Origin of the sequence: Paenibacillus sp. UNC496MF, assembly GCF_900113915.1 — a bacterium.
Classification (GTDB): domain Bacteria; phylum Bacillota; class Bacilli; order Paenibacillales; family Paenibacillaceae; genus Paenibacillus_Z; species Paenibacillus_Z artemisiicola.
In genome coordinates, this window is the sequence record NZ_FORE01000018.1 from 168,581 (window position 1) to 189,583 (window position 21,003).

At 55.9% G+C, this 21,003-nt stretch carries 21 protein-coding genes, 2 tRNA genes and 2 rRNA genes; 7 read left to right on the top strand and 18 right to left on the bottom strand.

Going from position 1 to position 21,003, the window contains the following annotated elements; genetic code table 11:
* Nucleotides 1-140: 140 nt before the first annotated feature.
* Nucleotides 141-296 (top strand): hypothetical protein, encoded by a 156-nt coding sequence (locus tag BMZ79_RS34560; protein WP_177222399.1) that lies wholly within the window; start codon nucleotides 141-143, stop codon nucleotides 294-296.
* A gap of 152 nt (nucleotides 297-448) precedes the next feature.
* Here BMZ79_RS34560 and rluF read toward each other — a convergent pair whose 3' ends face one another.
* Genes rluF through BMZ79_RS28975 form a run of 3 tightly spaced genes read right to left on the bottom strand, consistent with a single transcriptional unit; the run spans nucleotide 449 to nucleotide 4,211 of the window.
* Nucleotides 449-1,183, bottom strand: a complete 735-nt coding sequence (gene rluF, locus BMZ79_RS28965; RefSeq protein WP_090647418.1) for a 23S rRNA pseudouridine(2604) synthase RluF — start codon at nucleotides 1,181-1,183, stop codon at nucleotides 449-451.
* A 42-nt stretch (nucleotides 1,184-1,225) separates the two neighbouring features.
* The gene (locus BMZ79_RS28970) at nucleotides 1,226-1,930 is read right to left on the bottom strand and encodes an NAD(P)H-binding protein (protein WP_090647498.1); all 705 of its coding nucleotides are present in this window, start codon (nucleotides 1,928-1,930) and stop codon (nucleotides 1,226-1,228) included.
* Nucleotides 1,931-1,982: 52 nt separating this feature from the next.
* The gene (locus BMZ79_RS28975; protein ID WP_143089144.1) at nucleotides 1,983-4,211 is read right to left on the bottom strand and encodes a PAS domain S-box protein; all 2,229 of its coding nucleotides are present in this window, start codon (nucleotides 4,209-4,211) and stop codon (nucleotides 1,983-1,985) included.
* Nucleotides 4,212-4,603: 392 nt separating this feature from the next.
* On the opposite strand from BMZ79_RS28975, the gene tadA reads away from it, so the two are divergent.
* Nucleotides 4,604-5,083 carry a tRNA adenosine(34) deaminase TadA gene (gene tadA, locus BMZ79_RS28980; RefSeq protein ID WP_256253210.1) on the top strand — a complete coding sequence of 160 codons (480 nt, stop codon included), beginning with the start codon at nucleotides 4,604-4,606 and terminating at the stop codon, nucleotides 5,081-5,083.
* Here tadA and BMZ79_RS28985 read toward each other — a convergent pair.
* Entirely contained in the window at nucleotides 5,046-5,261 is a 216-nt protein-coding gene (locus BMZ79_RS28985; protein ID WP_090647423.1) for an aspartyl-phosphate phosphatase Spo0E family protein, read from the bottom strand. The two genes, tadA and BMZ79_RS28985, sit on opposite strands and share 38 nt — an antisense overlap.
* A 306-nt stretch (nucleotides 5,262-5,567) precedes the next feature.
* Between BMZ79_RS28985 and BMZ79_RS28990 the strand changes: the two genes are divergently transcribed.
* From BMZ79_RS28990 to BMZ79_RS29000, 3 genes are all read left to right on the top strand, one after another.
* Nucleotides 5,568-5,644: transfer RNA gene (locus BMZ79_RS28990), tRNA-Arg, on the top strand.
* Nucleotides 5,645-6,735: 1,091 nt separating this feature from the next.
* A complete protein-coding gene (locus tag BMZ79_RS28995) occupies nucleotides 6,736-7,068 on the top strand; it encodes a hypothetical protein (RefSeq protein WP_143089146.1) in 333 nt (110 codons plus the stop codon).
* Between the two features lie 184 nt (nucleotides 7,069-7,252).
* Complete coding sequence (locus tag BMZ79_RS29000; protein ID WP_090647426.1) at nucleotides 7,253-8,677, top strand: beta-propeller fold lactonase family protein; 1,425 nt, start codon at nucleotides 7,253-7,255, stop codon at nucleotides 8,675-8,677.
* Between the two features lie 184 nt (nucleotides 8,678-8,861).
* Here the strand turns inward: BMZ79_RS29000 and BMZ79_RS29005 are convergent, their stop codons facing one another.
* Nucleotides 8,862-9,095 carry a hypothetical protein gene (locus BMZ79_RS29005; RefSeq protein WP_218154821.1) on the bottom strand — a complete coding sequence of 78 codons (234 nt, stop codon included), beginning with the start codon at nucleotides 9,093-9,095 and terminating at the stop codon, nucleotides 8,862-8,864.
* Nucleotide 9,096: 1 nt separating this feature from the next.
* Here BMZ79_RS29005 and BMZ79_RS29010 point away from each other — a divergent pair, with 1 nt between their 5' ends.
* Nucleotides 9,097-9,549: a hypothetical protein gene (locus BMZ79_RS29010; protein ID WP_143089147.1), complete on the top strand. Its 453-nt coding sequence runs from the start codon at nucleotides 9,097-9,099 to the stop codon at nucleotides 9,547-9,549.
* 562 nt (nucleotides 9,550-10,111) lie between these two features.
* Entirely contained in the window at nucleotides 10,112-10,762 is a 651-nt protein-coding gene (locus tag BMZ79_RS29015) for an FMN-dependent NADH-azoreductase (protein WP_090647435.1), read from the top strand.
* Between the two features lie 93 nt (nucleotides 10,763-10,855).
* Here BMZ79_RS29015 and BMZ79_RS29020 read toward each other — a convergent pair whose 3' ends face one another.
* The 13 genes from BMZ79_RS29020 to BMZ79_RS29075 form a co-directional block, all read right to left on the bottom strand.
* Complete coding sequence (locus BMZ79_RS29020; protein WP_143089148.1) at nucleotides 10,856-11,905, bottom strand: hypothetical protein; 1,050 nt, start codon at nucleotides 11,903-11,905, stop codon at nucleotides 10,856-10,858.
* Nucleotides 11,906-12,054: 149 nt separating this feature from the next.
* Complete coding sequence (locus tag BMZ79_RS29025; protein WP_090647440.1) at nucleotides 12,055-12,210, bottom strand: small acid-soluble spore protein P; 156 nt, start codon at nucleotides 12,208-12,210, stop codon at nucleotides 12,055-12,057.
* Nucleotides 12,211-12,240: 30 nt separating this feature from the next.
* Nucleotides 12,241-12,417: a hypothetical protein gene (locus tag BMZ79_RS34565; RefSeq protein ID WP_177222400.1), complete on the bottom strand. Its 177-nt coding sequence runs from the start codon at nucleotides 12,415-12,417 to the stop codon at nucleotides 12,241-12,243.
* A gap of 14 nt (nucleotides 12,418-12,431) precedes the next feature.
* On the bottom strand, nucleotides 12,432-12,779 hold the full coding sequence (locus BMZ79_RS29030; RefSeq protein ID WP_090647441.1) for a hypothetical protein: 348 nt from the start codon (nucleotides 12,777-12,779) through the stop codon (nucleotides 12,432-12,434).
* Between the two features lie 129 nt (nucleotides 12,780-12,908).
* Nucleotides 12,909-12,997, bottom strand: a tRNA-Ser gene (locus tag BMZ79_RS29035).
* 106 nt (nucleotides 12,998-13,103) lie between these two features.
* Nucleotides 13,104-14,384 carry a serine--tRNA ligase gene (gene serS, locus BMZ79_RS29040; protein ID WP_090647444.1) on the bottom strand — a complete coding sequence of 427 codons (1,281 nt, stop codon included), beginning with the start codon at nucleotides 14,382-14,384 and terminating at the stop codon, nucleotides 13,104-13,106.
* A 150-nt stretch (nucleotides 14,385-14,534) separates the two neighbouring features.
* Complete coding sequence (gene pdxT, locus BMZ79_RS29045; RefSeq protein ID WP_090647447.1) at nucleotides 14,535-15,119, bottom strand: pyridoxal 5'-phosphate synthase glutaminase subunit PdxT; 585 nt, start codon at nucleotides 15,117-15,119, stop codon at nucleotides 14,535-14,537.
* Between the two features lie 24 nt (nucleotides 15,120-15,143).
* Nucleotides 15,144-16,025 (bottom strand): pyridoxal 5'-phosphate synthase lyase subunit PdxS, encoded by an 882-nt coding sequence (gene pdxS / locus BMZ79_RS29050; protein WP_090647449.1) that lies wholly within the window; start codon nucleotides 16,023-16,025, stop codon nucleotides 15,144-15,146.
* A gap of 148 nt (nucleotides 16,026-16,173) precedes the next feature.
* Nucleotides 16,174-17,400 carry a D-alanyl-D-alanine carboxypeptidase family protein gene (locus BMZ79_RS29055; protein WP_090647504.1) on the bottom strand — a complete coding sequence of 409 codons (1,227 nt, stop codon included), beginning with the start codon at nucleotides 17,398-17,400 and terminating at the stop codon, nucleotides 16,174-16,176.
* A gap of 259 nt (nucleotides 17,401-17,659) precedes the next feature.
* Nucleotides 17,660-19,117, bottom strand: a complete 1,458-nt coding sequence (gene guaB, locus BMZ79_RS29060; RefSeq protein WP_090647452.1) for an IMP dehydrogenase — start codon at nucleotides 19,115-19,117, stop codon at nucleotides 17,660-17,662.
* 132 nt (nucleotides 19,118-19,249) lie between these two features.
* Nucleotides 19,250-20,539, bottom strand: coding sequence for a putative glycoside hydrolase (locus BMZ79_RS29065; RefSeq protein ID WP_090647455.1), 1,290 nt, complete (start codon nucleotides 20,537-20,539; stop codon nucleotides 19,250-19,252).
* Between the two features lie 148 nt (nucleotides 20,540-20,687).
* Nucleotides 20,688-20,804, bottom strand: a 5S ribosomal RNA gene (gene rrf / locus BMZ79_RS29070).
* 104 nt (nucleotides 20,805-20,908) lie between these two features.
* Nucleotides 20,909-21,003: ribosomal RNA gene (locus BMZ79_RS29075) — 23S ribosomal RNA — on the bottom strand; the annotation flags it as partial.

The following is a 21,003-nucleotide window of genomic DNA, read 5'->3' on the forward strand; positions in this document are numbered from 1 at the left end:
TATCGCCAGCCCGTGCCGCCCTTTCGCCTATCTTTTCGCGAATCTGCCCATCGTCTTGCCCGCGAGCATGCCGAAGAAGGCGAAGGCCGGCTTCGGATGCTTCCGATTATGAATGGCGGGCGCTAGCAGGAGGCGACGGCTTGTCTGGTGTCATCGACCACGACGGTATGTATCCCATATCGGCCCAAGCAGCGAAACGCATTTCGGCCCCGATAGACGCCTTGCAGCCCGAACTTATATTTTTGTTGAAAACTTTCTTGAAAACCTCTATGCAAAGCGGGGACAATCCTTTATAATTTTACTTCATGTTTTATAGGATGGCAAGACGAAGCGGCTCCGCCGTCCCGCCCGCGCCGCATGGTTGCGCGTTTTCATAGAATCGGTCCCAGAGAAGACAAAAAACCAACACCGCCCGGCGAACCCGCCCGAACGGATGTTGGTTTTGTCGTTATTTCCCGGGAAAAGGCGCTTCCTCGGACGACTCGGCCGGACGGTAATCCAGCAGCCCGAACAGCTTGTCCAGCTCGTCCTGCGTCAGATCCCGCCATTTGCCGTTTGCCAGCTGCCCCAGAAGGATGTTCATGATCCGCACGCGCCGAAGCTTGCGCACGTTATACCCGAACGTCTGGCACATCCGGCGGATTTGCCGGTTCTTCCCCTCGGTCAGCGTGATCCGGAAGACGCGGTCCGATTCCTTCTCGACCTTGCACGGCAGCGTCATCGAGCCGAGGATGCGAACGCCTTCGCTCATCGCCTTCAGAAACCGCGGCGTGACGGGACGGTCGACCGTGACGACGTATTCCTTCTCGTGCTTGCCCTCGGCCCGCAAAATCCTGTTGACGATATCCCCGTCGTTCGTCAGCAGGATGAGCCCTTCCGAGTCCTTGTCCAGCCTTCCGATGGGAAAGATCCGCTCCGCGTGCCCCACGAAATCGACGATGTTGCCTTCCACTTGCGCCTCCGTCGTGCTCGTAATGCCGACGGGCTTGTTCAGCGCGATATACACATGGCGCTTCTGCGATCCGATCGTCTTCCCGTCGACGCGGACGTCGTCGCCCGGCTCCGCCTGGCTGCCGAGCTCGGCCACCGCCCCGTTGATGGTGACCCGACCGCTTTCGACGAGCTTGTCGGCCTCCCGGCGGGAGCAGTACCCCGTTTCGCTAATAAACTTGTTGATCCTCAACTGACTTGTTCACCCCGCACTTGATCCCTGAACCAATACCGGCTACTTGCTACTTTCCGTTATTGCGTCGTTCTCGTAGATTTTGACGGCCGGCCCGCTTCCGACGATCGGCGCGGCGGCGGCCGTTTGGCGCATGAACGCCGCCACCGCTTCCGCGCGGACCGGCCGGTATCGGCGCAGTCCCCCGCGCATGAGCGGCTTCAGCAGCGGACCGAGCAGCATGGCGGCCTTCTCGCCGAGCCGGAATTCGTCCCGCCGCCCGAGCAGCAGCGAAGGCCGGACGATATGCAGCTCCGGCAGACCGACGGCGCGAAGCGCCTCTTCCGCCTCGCCTTTGACCCGATTATAAAAGATGCCCGACGACGCGTTCGCCCCCATGGCGGATATCACGATGAACTTCCCGGCGCCGCGCGACTTGGCCCACTCCCCGAGCGCCAGCGGATACGCCTGCTCGACTTGGCGGAACGCGTTCTGCGACCCGGCCTTGCGGATCGTCGTGCCGAGCGCGCAGAAGACGACGTCCGCCTCGACGTCCGCGAGCGCCTGCTCCAGATGGTCGAAGTCCGCGGTAAGGACGGTCAATTTGTCCCGAAGCCCGCCGGCCTGCGGCATCGGAGGAAGCGGCCGCCGCGTCAGCACCGTCAGCGCGCCGCAGCGCCGATCCTCCAGCAGCTGCCGGAGGAGCCGGAAGCCGACAAGCCCGGTCGCCCCCGCGAGCAGCGCCCGGTAGCCTTCCGTTCGCGGCATGTCGTTCACCTCTCCTGTATGTATTGTACATGAAAGCGCGAACTCCTTCTTGTCAAGAATTGGAATTCAGCTCGTCCTTATACAGGGGCAGCGAAATCAAGACCGTCGTCCCGACGCTCACTTTGCTCTTAATTTCAAAATGGCCCTGATGGCTCTGAATAATACGTTGGCTGACCATGATTCCGAGGCCCGTCCCCGCGTCCTTGTCCGTATAGAACGGATCGCCCAGCTTCGCGATCTTCTCCTCCGGAATGCCGATGCCCTGGTCCGTGATGGAGATGCGGACGAACGTATCCTCGTGCCGGACGTTGACCGCGATTTCCCCGCCCTGCGGCATCGCTTCGATCGCGTTCTTCAGGACGTTGATGAACACCTGCTTCAGCTGGTTCTCCTCGCAAGAGATGCGGCAGTCGTCCTGTCCGAAGTCCGTGACGAAAATAATGTTGCACAGATGCGCCTGGCTGTCCAGCAGCGAGATGACGTCGCCCAGCGTGAAGCGGACGTCCTTCACCTCGAACCGGGTGGCTTGCGGCTTGGCCAAGATGAGAAACTCGCCGACGATCAGATTGATCCGGTCGAGCTCGGACAGCATGAGATCGACGTGGCGCTCGTTCAGCTTGCGCGTCTCCTGCTGCAGCTGCAGGAACCCGCGCAGAGTGGTCAGCGGATTGCGGATTTCGTGCGCGACCCCGGCGGCCAGCTGCCCGACGGTCGTCAGCTTCTCGGAGCGCCGCAGCAGCTCGTCCATTTCGTTGCGGCTCGTCATGTCGCGGGTGATGCTCGCGATCGCGCGCAGATTGCCGTGGCGATCGTGAATCGGCGACGTCGTCACGCTCACCGCGATCCGCTCGCCCCGCTTCGTGACGCGCGTCGTCTCCCGGGCGGGCAGCGGCTTGCCGGACTTCAGCTGTTCGACCGTCCGCTGCTCCTCGTCCTTGAGCGCCTCCGGCACGAGCGGCAGCGCCTGCCCGACCGCCTCTTCCGTCGTATACCCGAACATCTCCTCGAACGCCCGGTTCACCTGCATGATCCGGCCGTCCAGATCGACGACGTGGATGGCGTCGGTCGTATGATTAATGAAGGATTCCAAGTATTCCTTCATGGACCGGTTCTCTTCGAAGGCCGCCCTTAGCTTCGTCATATAGATGCCGAGATTTTTCGACATCGCGTTCACGCGCTGCGCCAGCTGGCCCAGCTCGTCCTTGCGCCTCACTTCGATCGAGCTGTCGAACCGCCCGACCGACACTTCGTTCACCTTCCATAAAATCGCGCGAACCGGCCGCAGCAGCATGTTCGACAGCCCGTAGCTGCAGACGACGACGATGCATAACAAGACGGCGGAGATGTAAAGCTGATTGGAGCGCTGTTCGTCCATCAGCCGCATGAGCGGTTTTTTGTCCAGCACGAGCCCGATGACGTACGGCTTCGGCTGTTGGATGAGGATGAAGCTTTTGATGATCGCCCGGTGATGGATCGCGGTATAGCGGAAGACGTGCTTGCCCTTCAGCGCCGCCTTCACGTCGGTCGCGTCCTGTTCCAGGCTGCGGTATTCGTACGTGCCGAACGGAACGGGCCGCTCCGCGAGCTCCTTGCTGCGAATAATGGACGGGATGCGGATCTCGGCGTCGGGCTTGAATAGGCTCGGGTTAAAGCCCGTAATCTCCAGAATCGTGGGGTTGCCGGCCTTCATATCTTCGAGAAACGAGGTCGTATGGGCCATTTTCTGATAATCGTTCAGCCGCTCGCTATCCAAGTAGCAGCGGATCACGTAATCGTGCCCGTCGTCGGTATAGAACGTTTCCTGTCCGAGCATCGCGGCGCTTCCGGAGAAGTTCGGGGAGTCCTGCGCGGCCCAGAACTGGTAGTGCTTATCGCTCCGGTCTTCGCGAACCAGCGTCCGCTGCCGCCAAGACAGACTGATGGTGCCTTCCTCCCGGCTGTCGGTGGACCGCACGATGACGTACTCGTCGCCGCGCTTCTGCATGACCGATAACCGGGATATCCCGACGCGGGAGGCGACCAGCTCGAGCTGCGCTCTCGTGACCTCTTCCATGGCAGCCGGCAGCTGCTGCGACGCGGAATACGACGCCATGCTCAGCTTGTCGATCAAGACGGATTGCACAAACTCGTTTTCGCTCGCGTTTTGCGTGACGTCCGCGGCGACCTGGCGGCTGATCGCCACCATGTTGCGTTCGACGTCCGATCGCAGATTGACCCTCGTGGAATATTCGTTCAAAATGAGATTGAGCACGAGCAGGACGAATACGATTAGCGATATCATCAGAGAGAGTTTAATCTTGACCGACAAGATGCGACACACCCTTTTCAAGCTTGTGGATATCCTACTTGGATCATATCATAATTGTAAAAAAATGAAAGCAACTCCATGCGCCATTTTCAACGGCACCGCCCAACTGGCCGGCTCCGTTATTCGGCGGGAGTCGCGCAAAGAATCCAATTCATCCACAGTAGTTATCCACATATCCCGTGGTTATTAACAGATTGGCTAGGGGATATGTTGGCAATTCTGTGCGTAATCCGAGTTTATCCACATTATTATACACATGCTGTTAACAACGAATATTTGTTCGTAGCATAATTCGAGCTTTATCGACAGTCGAACAAGGTCGGCTGAGCATATTACACTACTACAGTTCGAGCGGAGGACGTCACGTGAACGAAACCGACTACTTTAGGGAAGACGACTATACATGGATGCGGGCTGCCATCGAGGAGGCCGAGCGGGCGGAAGCCATCGGCGAGGTACCGATCGGCGCGGTGATCGTCAAGAACGGAGAAATTATCGGCAGAGGCTATAATTTGCGGGAGACGAATCTGGATCCGACCGCGCACGCGGAAATGATCGCGATTCGCGAGGCGAGCCGGCACCTGGGCGCCTGGCGGCTGCTGGACTGCACGCTGTACGTCACGCTGGAGCCGTGCCCGATGTGCGCGGGAGCGCTTGTCCAAAGCCGGATCCGAAAAGTGGTGTACGGCACAATCGACCCGAAAGCAGGTTGTGCCGGTACATTAATGAACTTGCTGCAGGAGCCCCGCTTCAATCACGAGACCGAGCTCGTCGGCGGGCTGCTGCGGCAGGAATGCGCGGATTTGCTTACCCGGTTCTTCCGTCGTTTGCGAGGGCGTTCTTAGTTGAGCCGCGAAGCAGTTCATCCTTCTGCATCTGCTGCAGGATTACAATGAGTTGGTCGGCTTCCTCACTAATGGCAAGTACCTCAGGGTCCGTTAAGCTACCGCGTGCTTCGGCCATTTCGAATAGCTTCGTGCGAAGCACCTGCAATTCGTGGAGTATTTTCGTTTTGTCGTTCATGACGCCCTGGGAACGCTCCTATCGCATCAGCTTCGGTTACACTTAGTAACATCTTTATTATATACGCTTATGGTTGTTATTTTTGTAAAATCTTGTCGATAAATATTGGATAATCCTTGTTAATCTCTCGACAGTGTTCAACAGATCTTCGCCATTCGCGACTCGTTTCATCCGTCTTTAGAACTAATTTCGCATCAAAGCCAGACCTAATCGGGCGCGCCCGGAGCGATCGTCCCGCATGACTAAAATCGCGCTTTCCGCAAGTTGCGCCGGCCGTGCCCTTCATGCTATTATTATCCTTGCCGCGCGCCCGTAGCTCAGCAGGATAGAGCGACAGTTTCCTAAACTGCAGGTCGTACGTTCGAATCGTATCGGGCGCGCCACTTAACAGCCCTCAAGCCCTTGATAATCAAGGGTTTTTTATTTTTCCAACTTTATCCAACAAGCAAATAATGCACTATTGGGCACGGATTGGGCACATTTTTTTGTGGCTCCCATTTGTAGGGCTTTTGTGGATCGGTTTACAGCGGGGACTCTTGCTACATTTGATCATTAATACGGTAACTCTAAAGCCGAATATTTATTCATGTTTTTATGCATATATATAGAAGAAACGAAATAGAAGAGCCGTCTGTGACGGCTCGTTTCCGGCCGCGTAATGCAACAGCATTAGAGACAGAAACATTTCATCACCCAATGCCATTATAACCCGCTCAGTTGCCGTGACGGACGGTAACTAATAGAAGCCGGTTGTCCTTACCTGACGTTCGCCCCTTTCTGACAACAGCCCATGCACCATACCCTTATGAACATATACTGCGGTGTACCTCAATTAAAGGAGCTGACCACAATGTTTGGTGTTGGCGGAGTAGGCGGAGTAGGTTGTGGACCTGTCGGTGGTTTCGGCGGCGGCAACGTACTCGGCATAATTCTTGTATTGTTCATTCTGTTAGTAATCGTCTTGCGGGGAGTACTTTGTTAAGTAATCCATTTGAAATCCCAGCTGCGCCAACCTCCTGGTTCAATAGCATCGCTTACCGTTAAGGTCTGCTAACCGGACAGTAGGCCTCCCTTGCGAGAATAGCCCCAGCGATAATAACTCGCGGGGGCTTTTTTTTTGTTGTGTAGGTGATTAGCTTCATCTAGGCGTTTTCAAACTTATTTAGAGTTCAATGCAACTTCAAGGCTTGCTCCATTGTTTTTGACATTTCGTACGTTCTTCGATACAGGGTAGCGAAGGGAATGGAATCAGAAAAGATAATTGGATTGCTCAACCAAGAAGATCCTCATGAGCTCTTCAAGCGTTACATTAAACGGATATCCTCCACACATGATGATCCTCTCCTCTAGAAGACGAAAAGCTCCCCCAAATATTTTGTAACAGAGCAAAGAGAGAAATTAGGATCAAAAGGATTGAATAAGGAACATACGTTCGCATATAATAATGATAACAAGCCGGTTAGGAATGGTTATCATGAATGGATTTGACCCAATCATTGCTCTGAATGTTCGAATTGCTCTGCTTTCCGCGTTGGAAAGTGCCGAAGAATTCGTTGAAGAAACCAAGGGCCTCACCCAAGCAATCGGCAAGATCGTCGGCAAATGCATACTTGTTGAATTGGAGAAATCCAAGCATGTCATGAAAGAACATAAAATGTGGGTTGATGATAATCCTGTGAGGGGACACCGGTATCGCTACTTGCTTCAAGGGAGACGTGGCGAGCATGAGGCGACGGAGGCAGATCTTGATTTGCATCTGGGGATTGTACAACGAACACTGGAGTTCAAAATTAGTAAATGCAAGTAATCCAAATCATTAAGAAATAATTCCAGGTGCTGTAGAAAACCCACGCCGCTTGAGCTGCGGGGGTTTTGTTTTTACCCTTATATTGGCCTTTCGGAAAAATTCAGCGCATGTCCAATCAATTAATTCGGCAGCATCATAAAATAAAACGTTTCCATTTTTATCCAATTTCAAGGAGGAAGACAGATTGCCTACTATTGCTTATGTGGCGAAAGACAATGAAACGATTGCCATTGTTAACGTCGATTCTAACGTTGTGCTTTCAACCATCCCGATTGGTTTTAATACCAATTGGATAGCATTGACACCCGATCTTCAAAAAGCTTATTTAGCGAACCAATTTAATAGCACGGTCTCCGTGTTAGATTTGGCCAGCGAAACAATTGTTGCAGTTATTCCTCTTGGAGTAAGCAACGGTAAATCTAACCAACCAAAGCAAATATTTATTCTGCCCAATGGACTAGCCTATTCGGCGAACATCAGCGGTACGGTATCCGTCATTGATACGGCCACTGATACACTCGTCAATACCGTACCTATTGGGCCGAATATATCCGTGATGAAATTATCTCCTAATGGAAACTTTTTTTTCATAGGAAATGATTCAGCAGTTTCAATGTTCAGTACAATCACGAACGGCGTAATCAATTTCTTCCCTATCGATGGCATTGCTGGTGATTTAGCCGTAAGTCCAGACGGCAATTCGGTCTATGTTGCAATACCCGGCAACATGATCATCAACCCAAATAATAAAGTTGCTGTCGTCGATGTCGGGTTGAGCTCCCAAATTGCAATGATAACTGTAGGTACCACACCGGTTAAGGTCGACATTAATTCTATTGGAAGTCGCGTGTATGTTGTTAATTTAAGTAGTGGGGACTTATCTGTTATTGACATCCCTTCCAATACGGTAATTGCCACAATTCCAATAGGAGAAAATCCGAATAATCAGGTCATTACACCTGATTTTGGTAGTCAAGACTATGTAGCTAATTTATCTCCTGGAAGAATTGTAGCAGTAAATACAACTACTTTTACACCCACCAATCTACCATTGGGCGCTGTACCAACAAGTATGGCGATTACACCTGACGGCTCGAAACTCATTACAACGACTGCCAGTGATTTCATGGCTATCTTTAATACGCAAACGAATACGCTGATTACGGCAATCGATCTTGGTGCCGCTTCGACTTTTATCACTTTCGTTCCGCAAAGTTCCCCATCTCAGATGCCTGCATATTCGACAGGTGTTGTGACCAATACCCGGGATTTTGGCACAGCTGCTTCCAATATTGTTTTAAACGTCAGTAATATTGACCCGGCCGACACAACAGTGCTTGTTAAGATTATTGCTTCGGTCGACTCGGACGTTTTTTATGTCGCCTACGTTGATGGCTTTGTTGTACCAACTGGTGGTTATGAGGTGAGAACTTTCATGATTGCCGGCAACGTTGCTTATGAAGTCCAAGTCTCCACTTCCTCTGAAAGCCTTGGCCCGAATGCTTTAGTTTCTGTATATGGTATTGATGAATTCGGTAATTTGGTTAACAGTCAACGATTTGCTCCAGAAGAATTGACCAGCATCCCGGGGGTAGACCTCGGCGCGTAAATTGAACAAAAAGACTGCTGAAATTCAGCAGTCTTTTTTTGAGATGTTTATTTGTACAAGTACACCTTTTGAAGCTCAGTTTGGCCATCTGGTCCGCGATGATTCCCATCAGCTTCCGATGGTGCTTTCCGGATGCTTGGCGAAATAGTCCGCTAGCTTCAGCAGCATGGCTGGGCCGTCATCCTCATGCGGCATACACCTCAATGAGCGAATAAAACGTCAGCGCGACCTCTTGCGGCGCGATGGCCACGTTCCCGCTCGTCCAGGTGCTTCCGTCCTGCGAAAGCTCGATCGTGACATTATCAATCCCGCTGACGGAATAGGCGGCGGCGATCAGGCGGGAGATAACGACATCCTCGCCCATGTTCAGTCCCGTATACAATTGGCCGCTGGCGTCTTCGCCGCCGATATATCGCACGATGGCGCTCGCGATCGGCATTCCCCGTCGCCGGGAAGGCGCTGTTTTTGGTGATGGTGACCCCAACGTGCTGCAGCTTCTCGGTCGCCCGGCTGAAGCGCATGACATGCGCTTGACCGGAAATATCCATGACCGATACGCTCGTGCTTCCGAACGGTTCAATGCCGGCCGCCTTGGTGCTCAGAATGGTTTGACCAACTACGGCATCTTCGCCGCCGAGAACGAACGCCTCGAAGGACGACGGCGGCCGCCCGCCGGCATCCACGATCTTCGCGTAATTCTCGATGACGATCGCGGCCCGGACGCCTTCCGTGCGAAGAAGCGCGCTTCGGATGCCGTCCAAGGTAGCCGCGCAGCCGCTGGCCACGGAGAGGTCCCAGCGCTCCCGGTACTCCACATCCGTTTCCTTCTCCCGGCCGCCATTCAAGCGACACAATGCCCGGCTCCGCATTGATCATGACCGATGCTTAAGCAGCAATTTCTGGATTACTATGCCATCAAAAAAGTCACGCTGGTTAAAGGCGATTTCTTGAATCCGGCCGAAGATGGGATGGACCAGATCATTACCGATCTACTCAATACAGTTATATCGAACCAGGGTAGTCCCGGAACGGAGTAGAGCCGCCATGACTGCAACGACGACACGGATCGTCTGCCGTTCCGCATGCCTTCCTAATAACCGCATGGCTTGAACTTACCCGCTTACCTGAATCGTCCATGACTTGCAAGGCGGCTGGCGAGCGCTCCGCTTGCAGCGCCAAAGAACCGCCCTTAGAGGGCGGTTCTTTGTTTCGGCTGCTTACGCCCCCGACCAACCTCGCGCGCTTCTCTTCGAGTTTGGCACGCCGACGGCATCCGATCTTCCCACCGTATGATTCCCTCGAGAACGAAGCATAACTAAGGGATAGAGCTTTCCAATCATTCGTTTTTGACAAACGACTTCAGACCGCGTATATTTAAGACAGTCCTAATCGTCGATTAATCTTATCGACAATATATCAAAGGAGCTGACCTTTATGGAACAATTGCTTGTTATTAACGCTCACCCTTCCGTCGATCCGTCGATGTCGTACAGCTTGCAGGTTCGCGACCGGTTTCTCGAGACCTACCGCCAGGAAAATCCGAACGCCGCGATTACGGAAATCAACCTCTATGCCGAGGAGATCCCGCAGATCGACGCCACCGTGCTGAGCGCGTGGAGCAAGCTGGAAGGCAGTCAGCCGCTCACGGACGAGGAGCGGCGCGTCACAGCGCGCATGCGCGAGATTTTGGAGCAATTCAAGCAAGCGAAACGCTACGTCATCGTGATGCCGCTGCACAACTTCAACATTCCGTCCCGGCTGAAGGATTACATGGACAACATCCTAATCGCCCGCGAAACCTTCAAATACACCTCGAATGGCTCCGTCGGCCTGCTCAAGGACGGGCGCAGCCTCGTCGTCATCCAGGCGAGTTCGGGCATTTACACCAATAACGACTGGTACACCCAAAACGAATTTTCCCACCACTACTTGAAATCGATGTTCAATTTCATCGGCGTCGAGGACTACGAGATCATCCGCGTTCAAGGTACCGGCCGGATCGACAAGGACGAGATCCTTGCGAAGGCTAACCAAGAAGCCGAGCAGGCGGCGAAACGCCTGGCCGGCATGGCGGTCATGGCCTGAGTGTCTTGCGCCTCTTACAAGCGAACATGACAAAGAAGCGCTCTCCGTGACAGGGGAGCGCTTCTTTTTATTGGGCTATTCGTTGTCGTGTTGTTATTTCGCCCCGTCCGGTGCCAGCCAATCCTGCAGCCGGTCGAGCGGCACGGCGCCCTTGGGCTCTTCGTAGTCGAATTTGACCGTTTCGTTTAGATTGCCGCGGGTCAGCTCGAAATGCGCGTCCAGCTTGATGCCTTTCGCGGCGTCCGTCGAATCCAGCTGGACATGACCCGATTCGAACGTCAAATAATCGTCCTGAATGCCGCCCGTCACGTCCATCGCTTTGATCGTCGTCCCTTGCTTCAGCTTGTCGGCCGTCAATTCCTTCTTGGCTGCTTCCAACTGCGCTTCGGTGACGCTCAGCGCCTTCATGTACGCTTCGTTCTTCAAGATCAGGTCGATGATCTGCGGAATCGCCTTGCCCGCGATCGCCGTCATCGCTTCGTCCGCCTGCGATTCGTCGACCGTCATTCGCACGAAACGATCCGCCTTGTAGCCCTCCGGCACGTCCTTCACGTCGGCGGCCTTCGGCTCGCTGAAGTACGTCTTCTCGTCGAGGCTGTCGAACAGCGCCTTTAGCGTGTCCTCGCTCAGCCGAACGATCGAACCGTCCGCCATGGCGTTGGCCCCGCCTTGCTCCTCGGCAAGCTTTTTGGCGTCGATCACGACGAATTTACCCGCAGCCTCCTGGGGTACGCCAAGCCCCGGAATGTCCGGCATCTTCATATAGAGCCGGTCCGCCGTGATGATCATCGGGACCGTGAGCGACAGCTTCACGTCTCCGGTTCCTAGCTTGGCATCGAGCGTCAGCTCCGCATGCCGCGGCTCTTGCTGCACGACGCCGCGTACTTGAATGACCGCGCCTTTCAGCAGCATCGGCAGAGCCGCCTTCAGCAGCGCTTCTTGGTTCGTCGCCGTGCCCGGCGTCTCGGGCAGCCGGATGTCGTCGATGGTGAACGACCCGGTGTATGTAAACGTCTTCGCGTCGTTCGTTTTCGCAAGGGCATTCAGCAGCGCTTCTTTCGGCGATTCGGACGAACTGCAGCCCGTCAAGGCTGCGCAGCCCGCGATCAGCAGGACCAGCGTAGTGCGTTTCCATGCCTTCATGGCCATTTCCCCTCTCCTCTCACGAACCCTACATCCCCAATTCTACCCTATCCGGTGCGAATCTGAACAGACGCCGAACACGGCAAAAAGCCCGTCGCGCCGAATTGTCGGCGCAGCGGGCTGGAAGTCGGGTACAAGTGCGAGTCCGATTAGCCTTCGGGGTTATTGTGGCGAACGTGGTTCGCCTGTTTCGTCTTCTTGGATCCCGACAAGGGCTGCTGCGGCTGCGAGGAATTACGGGAGCGTGCCGGCTGTCCGTCGCCTTCGTACGGATTTTGAACGGGAACGCTTTTCGGCTTGCCCATAGCGCTGCTCTCCTTTATGAACCGGATGAATTAACTGCGGGAATGGAACAGGTCGGTCGGCTCGTCATGGTTAAGCTGATCTTTATGGCGGCGGTCATTGGTATCCTGCTGCAGCTGCTGCGCCTGATGGCTGTTGACCGGATTCCGATCGAGGTCCTCCACGACGTTGCTCAGGTTTTTATCTGCGGTGCCTTTCACTTTCGTCATGCTTCGATCGCTCCTTAGGCATGCGTCAGTTCATGCAGCGCCTGGGCGCATTCATGAATGTGGCGCGTATAGTCTTCCACCAGCTGCTGTATGCTATCGGTACGCTCGTCCACCGACTTGCCGTCCTTCTCGACGTCGACGAGCGTCGTCCGAATCTCGCGGCTGTCCACGTACGTCACCTTAAAATCAAAGCTGTACATCTGATGCCCTGCCGAATGAATCGTAATCCGCACCGACCTCGGATCGGCTTCGTCCGCCTGCACCTCTGCGCGGTCGGATTGCTGAATAACGTCCGGCAGCGTGCGCTGCCAGGCTTCGGTCAGTTCTTGCTGGTTGATGGACAATTCGTCGCGTTTGCTCATTGACTTCCCACCTCCATGCGGATAATATGCGGCTCCCGCGGCGATTTTATGCGGCCGAGCGGTCAGCAACAAAATGCAAAAAAGCGCCCGGGCGAAAAGCTTCGCCGGACGCTGTCCGTATCGTATAGGTGGCGGAGAGAGTGGGATTCGAACCCACGTGGGCTTGCACCCTAACGGTTTTCAAGACCGCCCCGTTATGACCGCTTCGGTATCTCTCCATTCCATCGCAAGACCGATTGAAAAAGGTCACAGGACGTATTGTACCATAGGCCAATTCCGCGTTGCAACTTGAAATCGCGGCCGGCACGGCGGCACGGCGTTCGGTTAACGAGGGCCAATAACCTCAAGACCGCCCATGTACGGACGCAGCGCTTCCGGGACGGCGATCGTGCCGTCGGCCTGCTGGAAGTTTTCGAGAATCGCGGCAACCGTACGGCCGACGGCGAGACCCGAACCGTTCAGCGTATGCACGAATTCCGGCTTGGCTTTGGCTTCCGGACGGAACTTAATATTCGCCCGGCGCGCCTGGAAGTCCTCGAAGTTCGAGCAGGACGAGATCTCGCGGTACGTGCCGCCGCTCGGAATCCACACTTCGATGTCGTACGTCTTCGCCGACGAGAAGCCCATGTCGCCCGAGCAGAGCGTCAGAACGCGATAAGGGAGGCCCAGCAGCTGCAGCACCTTCTCGGCGTTCGCCGTCAGCTTCTCGAGCTCGGCGTAGGACTCCTCCGGCTTCACCAGCTTGACGAGCTCGATCTTGTTGAACTGGTGCTGGCGAATCAAGCCGCGCGTATCCCGGCCCGCGGAGCCCGCCTCGGAGCGGAAGCAGCCGCTGTATGCGACGAAATTCTGAGGCAGCTCTTCCGCGGACAGAATTTCATCGCGGTGAATATTCGTGACCGGCACTTCGGCCGTCGGAATCAGATAATACTCCGTGTCGGCGATTTTGAACAGGTCTTCTTCGAATTTCGGCAGCTGGCCCGTGCCGACAAGGCTGTCGCGATTAACGATATACGGCGGAAGCACTTCCTCGTAACCATGCTGGTCGCTATGCAGGTCCATCATGAAGTTAATGAGCGCGCGTTCCAGCCGTGCGCCGAGGCCGCGGTAGAACACGAAGCGCGAACCGGTCACCTTCGCCGCGCGTTCGAAGTCGAGGATGTTCAGTTCTTGCGCGAGCTCGTAATGCGCCTTCGGCTCGAACGCGAATTCCCGAACGTCGCCATGGCGGCGGATTTCCACATTGTCCGCTTCGGACTTGCCGACCGGCACGCTGTCGTGCGGCACGTTCGGAATCGACAGCATCAATTCGGCGGTCGCCGCCTCTACCGCGCGGATCTCCTCGTCGAGCGCCTTGATGCGGTCGCCGACCTCGCGCATTTCGACGATCAGCGCTTCCGCGTCGCCGCCGCTCTTTTTCAGCTTCGCCACTTCCTGGGACACGACGTTGCGACGGTTTTTCAGCTGCTCCGTCTCCTGCAGCATGTCGCGCCATTTGCCGTCCAGCGCCGGGAAGTCCGCGATCAGGTCAAGCGGCTTGCCGCGGTTCGTAAGCGCCTGCTCCACTTTGGCAAAATCGTTCCGTAGCAATTTTACGTCGAGCACGATTAATAATCCCCTCTCAGCTTCGATTGGTCTATTACAGTTGTTGCCCAGTTGGCTCGCTCGCCAAACCGGCGTCCGGATGAAATTGCGTTCCTTTCACCGAAAACCGCCTTGACGGCAAAAAGACTGCGCGTCCGCAGTCTTCTGTGTTTATGACTTTGCCGCTGCCGCTTCCTTCACCATGTCCAGGAAATAGGCATGCAGCCGGTAATCGTCCGTAAGCTCCGGATGGTACGACGACGCCAGCAAGTGACCCTGCCGCGCGGTGACGATCTCGTCTTTGTACGTCGACAATACATCGACGCTCGGCCCCACTTCTTTGATCAGCGGGGCGCGGATGAACACCGCGCGCACCGGTTCGTCGATGCCTTTCACGTCCAGATCCGTCTCGAAGCTTTCGCGCTGACGACCGAACGCGTTGCGGGCGACGGTCATGTCCATCAGCTCCAAATGCGCGTCTTCTTGTCCGTCGATCCGGTCGGCCAGCACGATCAAGCCGGCACAGGTGCCGAAGATCGGCTTGCGCTGCTCCGAGAACGCGCGAACCGCGTCGATAAAGCCGTACTTGCGCATCAGCTTGCCAATCGTGGTGCTTTCGCCGCCGGGAATGATGAGGCCGTCCAAATCTTGAAGCTCTTCCGGGCGCTTCACGCCAACGCCTTCGCCGCCGGCCGCTTCAATGCTCCGTATATGCTCCGCAACGGCGCCTTGCAGCGCCAATACGCCAATCTTCATGAGTTACCCGCCTTCTTTCCGCTCTTAAAACCCGCGGTCCTGCATGCGCTCGGAAGCCTGCAGCTTCGAAATTTCGATGCCTTTCATCGGCGCCCCAAGGTTTTTGGACACTTCCGCGATCAGCTTGTAATCCGTATAATGCGTCGTCGCTTCGACGATCGCGCGGGCGAATTTCTCCGGGCTGTCGGATTTGAAGATACCCGAGCCGACGAACACGCCGTCCGCGCCCAGATGCATCATCAGCGCCGCGTCGGATGGCGTCGCTACGCCGCCTGCCGCGAAGTTGACGACCGGCAGCTTGCCCGATTCGTGCACGGCCAGCAGCAGGTCATACGGTACGCCAAGGTTTTTGGCTTCATGGTACAGCTCGTCCTTGGACAGGTTTTGCACCTTGCGGATTTGGCCCGTGATCAGACGCATATGGCGAACGGCTTCGACGATGTTGCCCGTTCCCGGCTCGCCTTTCGTCCGGAGCATCGCAGCGCCTTCTTGAATGCGGCGGAGCGCTTCGCCCAGGTCTTTCGCGCCGCACACGAACGGAACCGTGAACTCGTGCTTGTCGATATGGAAGACCTCGTCCGCGGGCGTGAGCACTTCGCTCTCGTCGATGTAGTCCGCGCCCAGGGCTTCCAGCACGCGCGCTTCCACATAGTGGCCGATCCGCGCTTTCGCCATGACCGGAATCGATACGACCTTCATGACTTCCTCGAGAATCGTCGGGTCCGCCATGCGGGCAACGCCGCCGGCCGCGCGAATATCGGAAGGTACGCGCTCGAGAGCCATAACGGCCGTTGCGCCTGCCGCTTCCGCGATTTTCGCTTGCTCGGCGTTCATGACGTCCATGATGACGCCGCCTTTTTGCATTTCAGCCATACCGCGTTTTACGCGCGAAGTTCCTGTTTCCATTCGTGAAACCTCCTAAAAGTTTTCTGCTCTGTTTCCGTTCATCCGGACGGATTAGCTCTAACCATTGATTTTACAGCATGCGGGAACAATCGACAACCATGATTTCATACCCGTTCGGTTGCCTATGCCGAATGTCGGCCGCGCCGGATTAGAACAGATTGATGATGCCCTTGAAGATGTCGGAGATAAAACCGCCCAGGCTGCGGAACATCAAGCGCCACCAGCTGGCTTTTTTGACGTCCTCGGCCGTCACGAGGTTCACGGTTTTCTCGATCGCCTTGCCCGTGTCGGGATCCTTGTACGCATACGTCGCCGTGCCGACGACCGTGCCGCTCTTGATCGGCGCGACCAGCTCTCCGTCGGACTTCAGCTTCACGTTGCTGACGGAGACGTTAGGCGTCGTGTTCTTCTTGACCAGGAACGAGATGTCGTTCGCGGTGACGATCGGCACATCTTTGGAAACGCCTTTCTTTATTTTGACCGTCTTGTTCGTTTCTACTACCGATTTTGGCGCCACGACCGTCTTTTTTTCGAAATTGTCGAAGCCGTAATCGAACAGCTTGGCTGTTTGGATGAAACGCGCGGATTTGGACTTCGTGTCCATGACGACCGTGATCAAGCGCAGATCGCCGCGTTTCGCCGTACCCGTGAAGCAGTAGCCGGCGGCGCCGATATAGCCGGTTTTCATCCCGTCCACGCCGGGATAGGCGTATTGCTTGAAGTTCGGAATGTCCTTGTTTGTTTCCAGCATCCAGTTCAGGTTGATCATCGGCGTTTTGTCGCGCTCGCGGAACTTGTAGCTCGGCGTGCTGGAGAATTCGAGGAATTCCGGATGCTTCTTGATCAGAATGCTGGCGAACCTGGCCAGGTCTCCCGCGGAGATGACCGTGTCGTCCGCCAAGCCCGTCGCGCTCGTGAAATGCGCCGTCTTCAGGCCGAGCGTCTTGGCCGTTTCGTTCATTTTCTGCACGAAGCCTTGCTCCGTGCCCCCGATCCGGTCGGCCAACGCGATCGTCGCGTCGTTGGCGGACTGCACCGCCATCGCCATGTACAAGTCTTTCACCGTATGCTGGTCGCCCTCGGCCAAATAAATCTGCGAGCCGTCGGGCGGAATGGAAGCCGCTTCTTTCGTAGCCGTGACCATATCCGTCATGTTCAACCGACCGGCGGAAATCTCCTCGAGCACGAGATACTCCGTCATCAATTTCGTCATGCTCGCCGGCGGATGCGGCGTGTCCGCATCGACCGAGTAGAGCACCTGTCCGGTGTCGGCATCTATGAGAACCGCGGAGCGAACCTCGAGTCCAAGCGGGTTCGGCGTCACGATATATTCGTCTGCGTGAGCGGCATGGGAACCGATGGTTGTCGTCAGCATGAAGGCAATGGCAGTCGCGCAAATGGTGGGTACGAATGGCACCCGTCCCTTCTTCCGTTTCAACGTCTTCTCTCCTCTTCTTTTCACAAATTCACTCTAGTATTGTATCACAAAGCTAGTAGGTATACGTAAAAAGAAAGACAGGAAAACGGCGTGTTCCGCCATCTTCCTGTCTGTCTACCCTTCAAATAAACGAATTCGAACGGGCAAAAGTTCCTTTATCCGCGATTATGGGTCGAATTGGTTCGACTTTCGCGCTTTACAGCGAATAGTTCGGCGCTTCTTTCGTGATTTGCACGTCATGCGGATGGCTCTCGCGCAAGCCCGCGTTCGTGATGCGGACGAACTGCGTGTCGTTCTTCAGCGCTTCGATGTTCGCGGCACCGCAATAGCCCATACCGGAGCGAAGCCCGCCGATCAGCTGGTGAACCGTATCCGCCAAAGGCCCTTTATACGCAACGCGGCCTTCGATGCCTTCGGGAACGAGCTTGTTCTCGTTCTCTTGGAAATACCGGTCCTTGCTGCCTTCCTTCATGGCGCCGAGCGAGCCCATGCCGCGATAGACCTTGAAGCGGCGGCCCTGATAAATTTCCGATTCGCCCGGGCTTTCTTCCGTGCCGGCGAACAGGCTTCCGATCATAATGGCGCTGGCGCCGGAAGCGATCGCCTTCGTCACGTCGCCGGAGTACTTGATGCCGCCGTCCGCGATGATCGGAATGTTATATTCGCGCGCGACCGATGCGCAATCGTAGATCGCCGTGATTTGCGGCACGCCGATGCCCGCGATGATCCGGGTCGTGCAGATCGAGCCCGGGCCCATGCCGACCTTGATGACGGAAGCGCCCGCTTCGATCAGCTCGCGCGTGCCTTCGCCGGTGGCAACGTTGCCGGCCACGAGCGTCAGCTCCGGATACTTGCCGCGGAGCAGGCGCACCATCTCGATAACGTTCTTCTGGTGGCCGTGCGCCGTGTCGATGACGAGCACGTCGACGCCGGCGGCGACGAGCGCTTCCGCGCGTTCCGGCGTATCCTTCGCGATGCCGACGGCGGCGCCGCATAGCAACCGTCCTTGCGGATCTTTCGCCGCATGCGGGAACTGAATTGCTTTTTCAATATCTTTAATGGTAATAAGCCCCTTCAGCGTGTTCGACTCGTCGACCAAAGGCAGCTTCTCGATCTTGTGCTTCTGCAGGACGACTTCCGCTTCCTGCAGCGTCGTGCCGACCGGCGCCGTCACGAGGTTATCCTTCGTCATGACTTCGCTGATCTTCATGGAGTAATCATGGATGAACCGCAGGTCGCGGTTCGTGATGATGCCGACGAGCTTCTTGTTGGCGTCGACGACGGGCACGCCGGAAATCCGGTATTTGCCCATCAACTCTTCGGCGTCATACACATGATGATCGGCCGTCAGCGAGAAAGGATTCGTAATAACGCCGCTTTCCGAACGCTTAACCCGATCCACTTCCTCCGCTTGCTGCGCAATGGACATATTTTTATGAATAATGCCGATGCCGCCTTCGCGAGCCATCGCAATGGCCAGTTTCGCTTCCGTGACCGTGTCCATGCCGGCGCTGATCAGCGGAATGTTCAGCTTGACGGTAGGACTAAGCGAGACGGACACATCGACTTCCCTTGGCAAAATATCCGACTTCCGCGGAACGAGCAGTACGTCATCGAAGGTTAAGCCTTCTTTGGCGAATTTAGTTTCCCACACAGAAATGTTCCTCCTCAAACGTTTGCGTGCCGAGTTCGGACTAAAAGTTGAACGGGTTCGCGCATATTATTGAAATAGTAGCAGAGGGGGTATAGGCTGTCAAGATTGCCGCAGGCAAAGGCCTGCGGCCGTTTACGGGCGGTAATCGTAGCGGCAATTGGAGCTCCACAAGAGGAAGTCCCGAATGCCTAAATCCCGCGCCGCCTGCACCTGCTTGTTCACCTGCTCCGCCCCGTACGTTTGGTGAGGATGTACCCATCTGGCGGTGAAGCTCTGCAGCCAAGGCCGAATCGTCGCCGTCGTTCCTTGTCCGCCGCTGCGCATGAGCGCGTTTCGGTGCTTGGCGTCCGCCATCGCATGGTGGATGACCGCATACGGGTTAAGGTCCGGCTGCTTAATGCCGTACATACCCGTGGAGTAATGAGAAGGATAGGTCATGGGAGAGATCGCGTCCACAGCGCCGGATACGGCACGCCACGATTGGCCGATGCCCATGTCGCCCGGAGAAGACGTGACGAGTCCGAACACATCCGCGGATACGCGGGCGCCCCGCTTATGTACATGCTGTCGCGCGTCGCGAAGGAAGGCGGAGATCACGTCCGACTTGGATTGCCCGTTTGCGTTATGGTAGCGGACTTCGCGGTCGACCTTGCCCCCGTTGTCGGGAAACCGCACATAGTCGAATTGCACCTCGTCGAACCCGACCGATGCCGCTTCTTCCGCGATCGCCCGATTATATGCGCGCACATCCGGCTGGAAGGGGTCGAGCCAGGCTTTGCCCTGCGCGTCGCGCCAAACGCCTCCGCCTCGCTTTTGCAGCGCCATCGCCGGGTGAACCCGTGCATACAGCGGATCTTTGAAGGTGACGATTCGGCCGATCACATAAATGTTCTTCGCCTTCAGCCGCTGAAGCAGGCCTTGAATGTCCCCGATCGCAATATGCCGGTCGGCGCCGATCGCCTTAACGGCCGGCAGCGACGAACGATAAGTCATAAGACCGTAATCATTCTTCACGTCGATGACCATGGCATTCAGATCGGTGTCGTCAACCAACTGGACCAGCCGGTCCAGGCGATTCTTGCTGCCGGCAACCCAACCCGAAACGTAAATGCCTTTTACCGGTTGGTTTCGTGCGGCAAGGGAGCGAGTCACGTTGTCGCGGGACGCTAGCTCAATAGTGGCAGCGGTCGTCTGATTGCGGAGAGACGTGGAAGATTGCGCGGATCCGACTTTCATGTAAAACTTCGTCAAAGCGGCAGGACGCTGCGCGGACTGAAGCCGCAGCGGCTTCGCCGTCGTCTGATCCGGCAGCGCAGGCAACGTCGGCAAAGCGGCGTCCTGCATATGAGATCGGTCCGTACAGCCCGTTATCCCCAAGATGGCGACCATGCATGCCACTACGACCCCAATTCGTCTGACCATCCCCTTATTCAACTCCCATCGGTTAACGTTACGTGTAGTATGTTCTCTCGATTGGTTAGAGTTGTGAAGGAGTTATCTCCAGCATTGGATGAAAAATACAGATAAATAATCAACAAAAAACCGACTGCATAAGCAGTCGGTTCATCGTGCTTGGCAACGTCCTACTCTCCCAGGACCCTGCGGTCCAAGTACCATTGGCGCTGGAGGGCTTAACGGTCGTGTTCGGGATGGGTACGCGTGGTTCCCCTCCGCCATCGCCACCAAACGGGCGTTTTCCGCTAACGGAAACGCGATTCTTGCTCAGAGCTTGCCACCCTGAAAACTGGATACGAACCTTTGCGAAGGTCTTGCTTAGCTGAAAGATGTACCTTGGATAAGCCCTCGACCGATTAGTATTCGTCAGCTCCACGCATTGCTGCGCTTCCACCTCGAACCTATCTACCTCGTCGTCTTCAAGGGGTCTT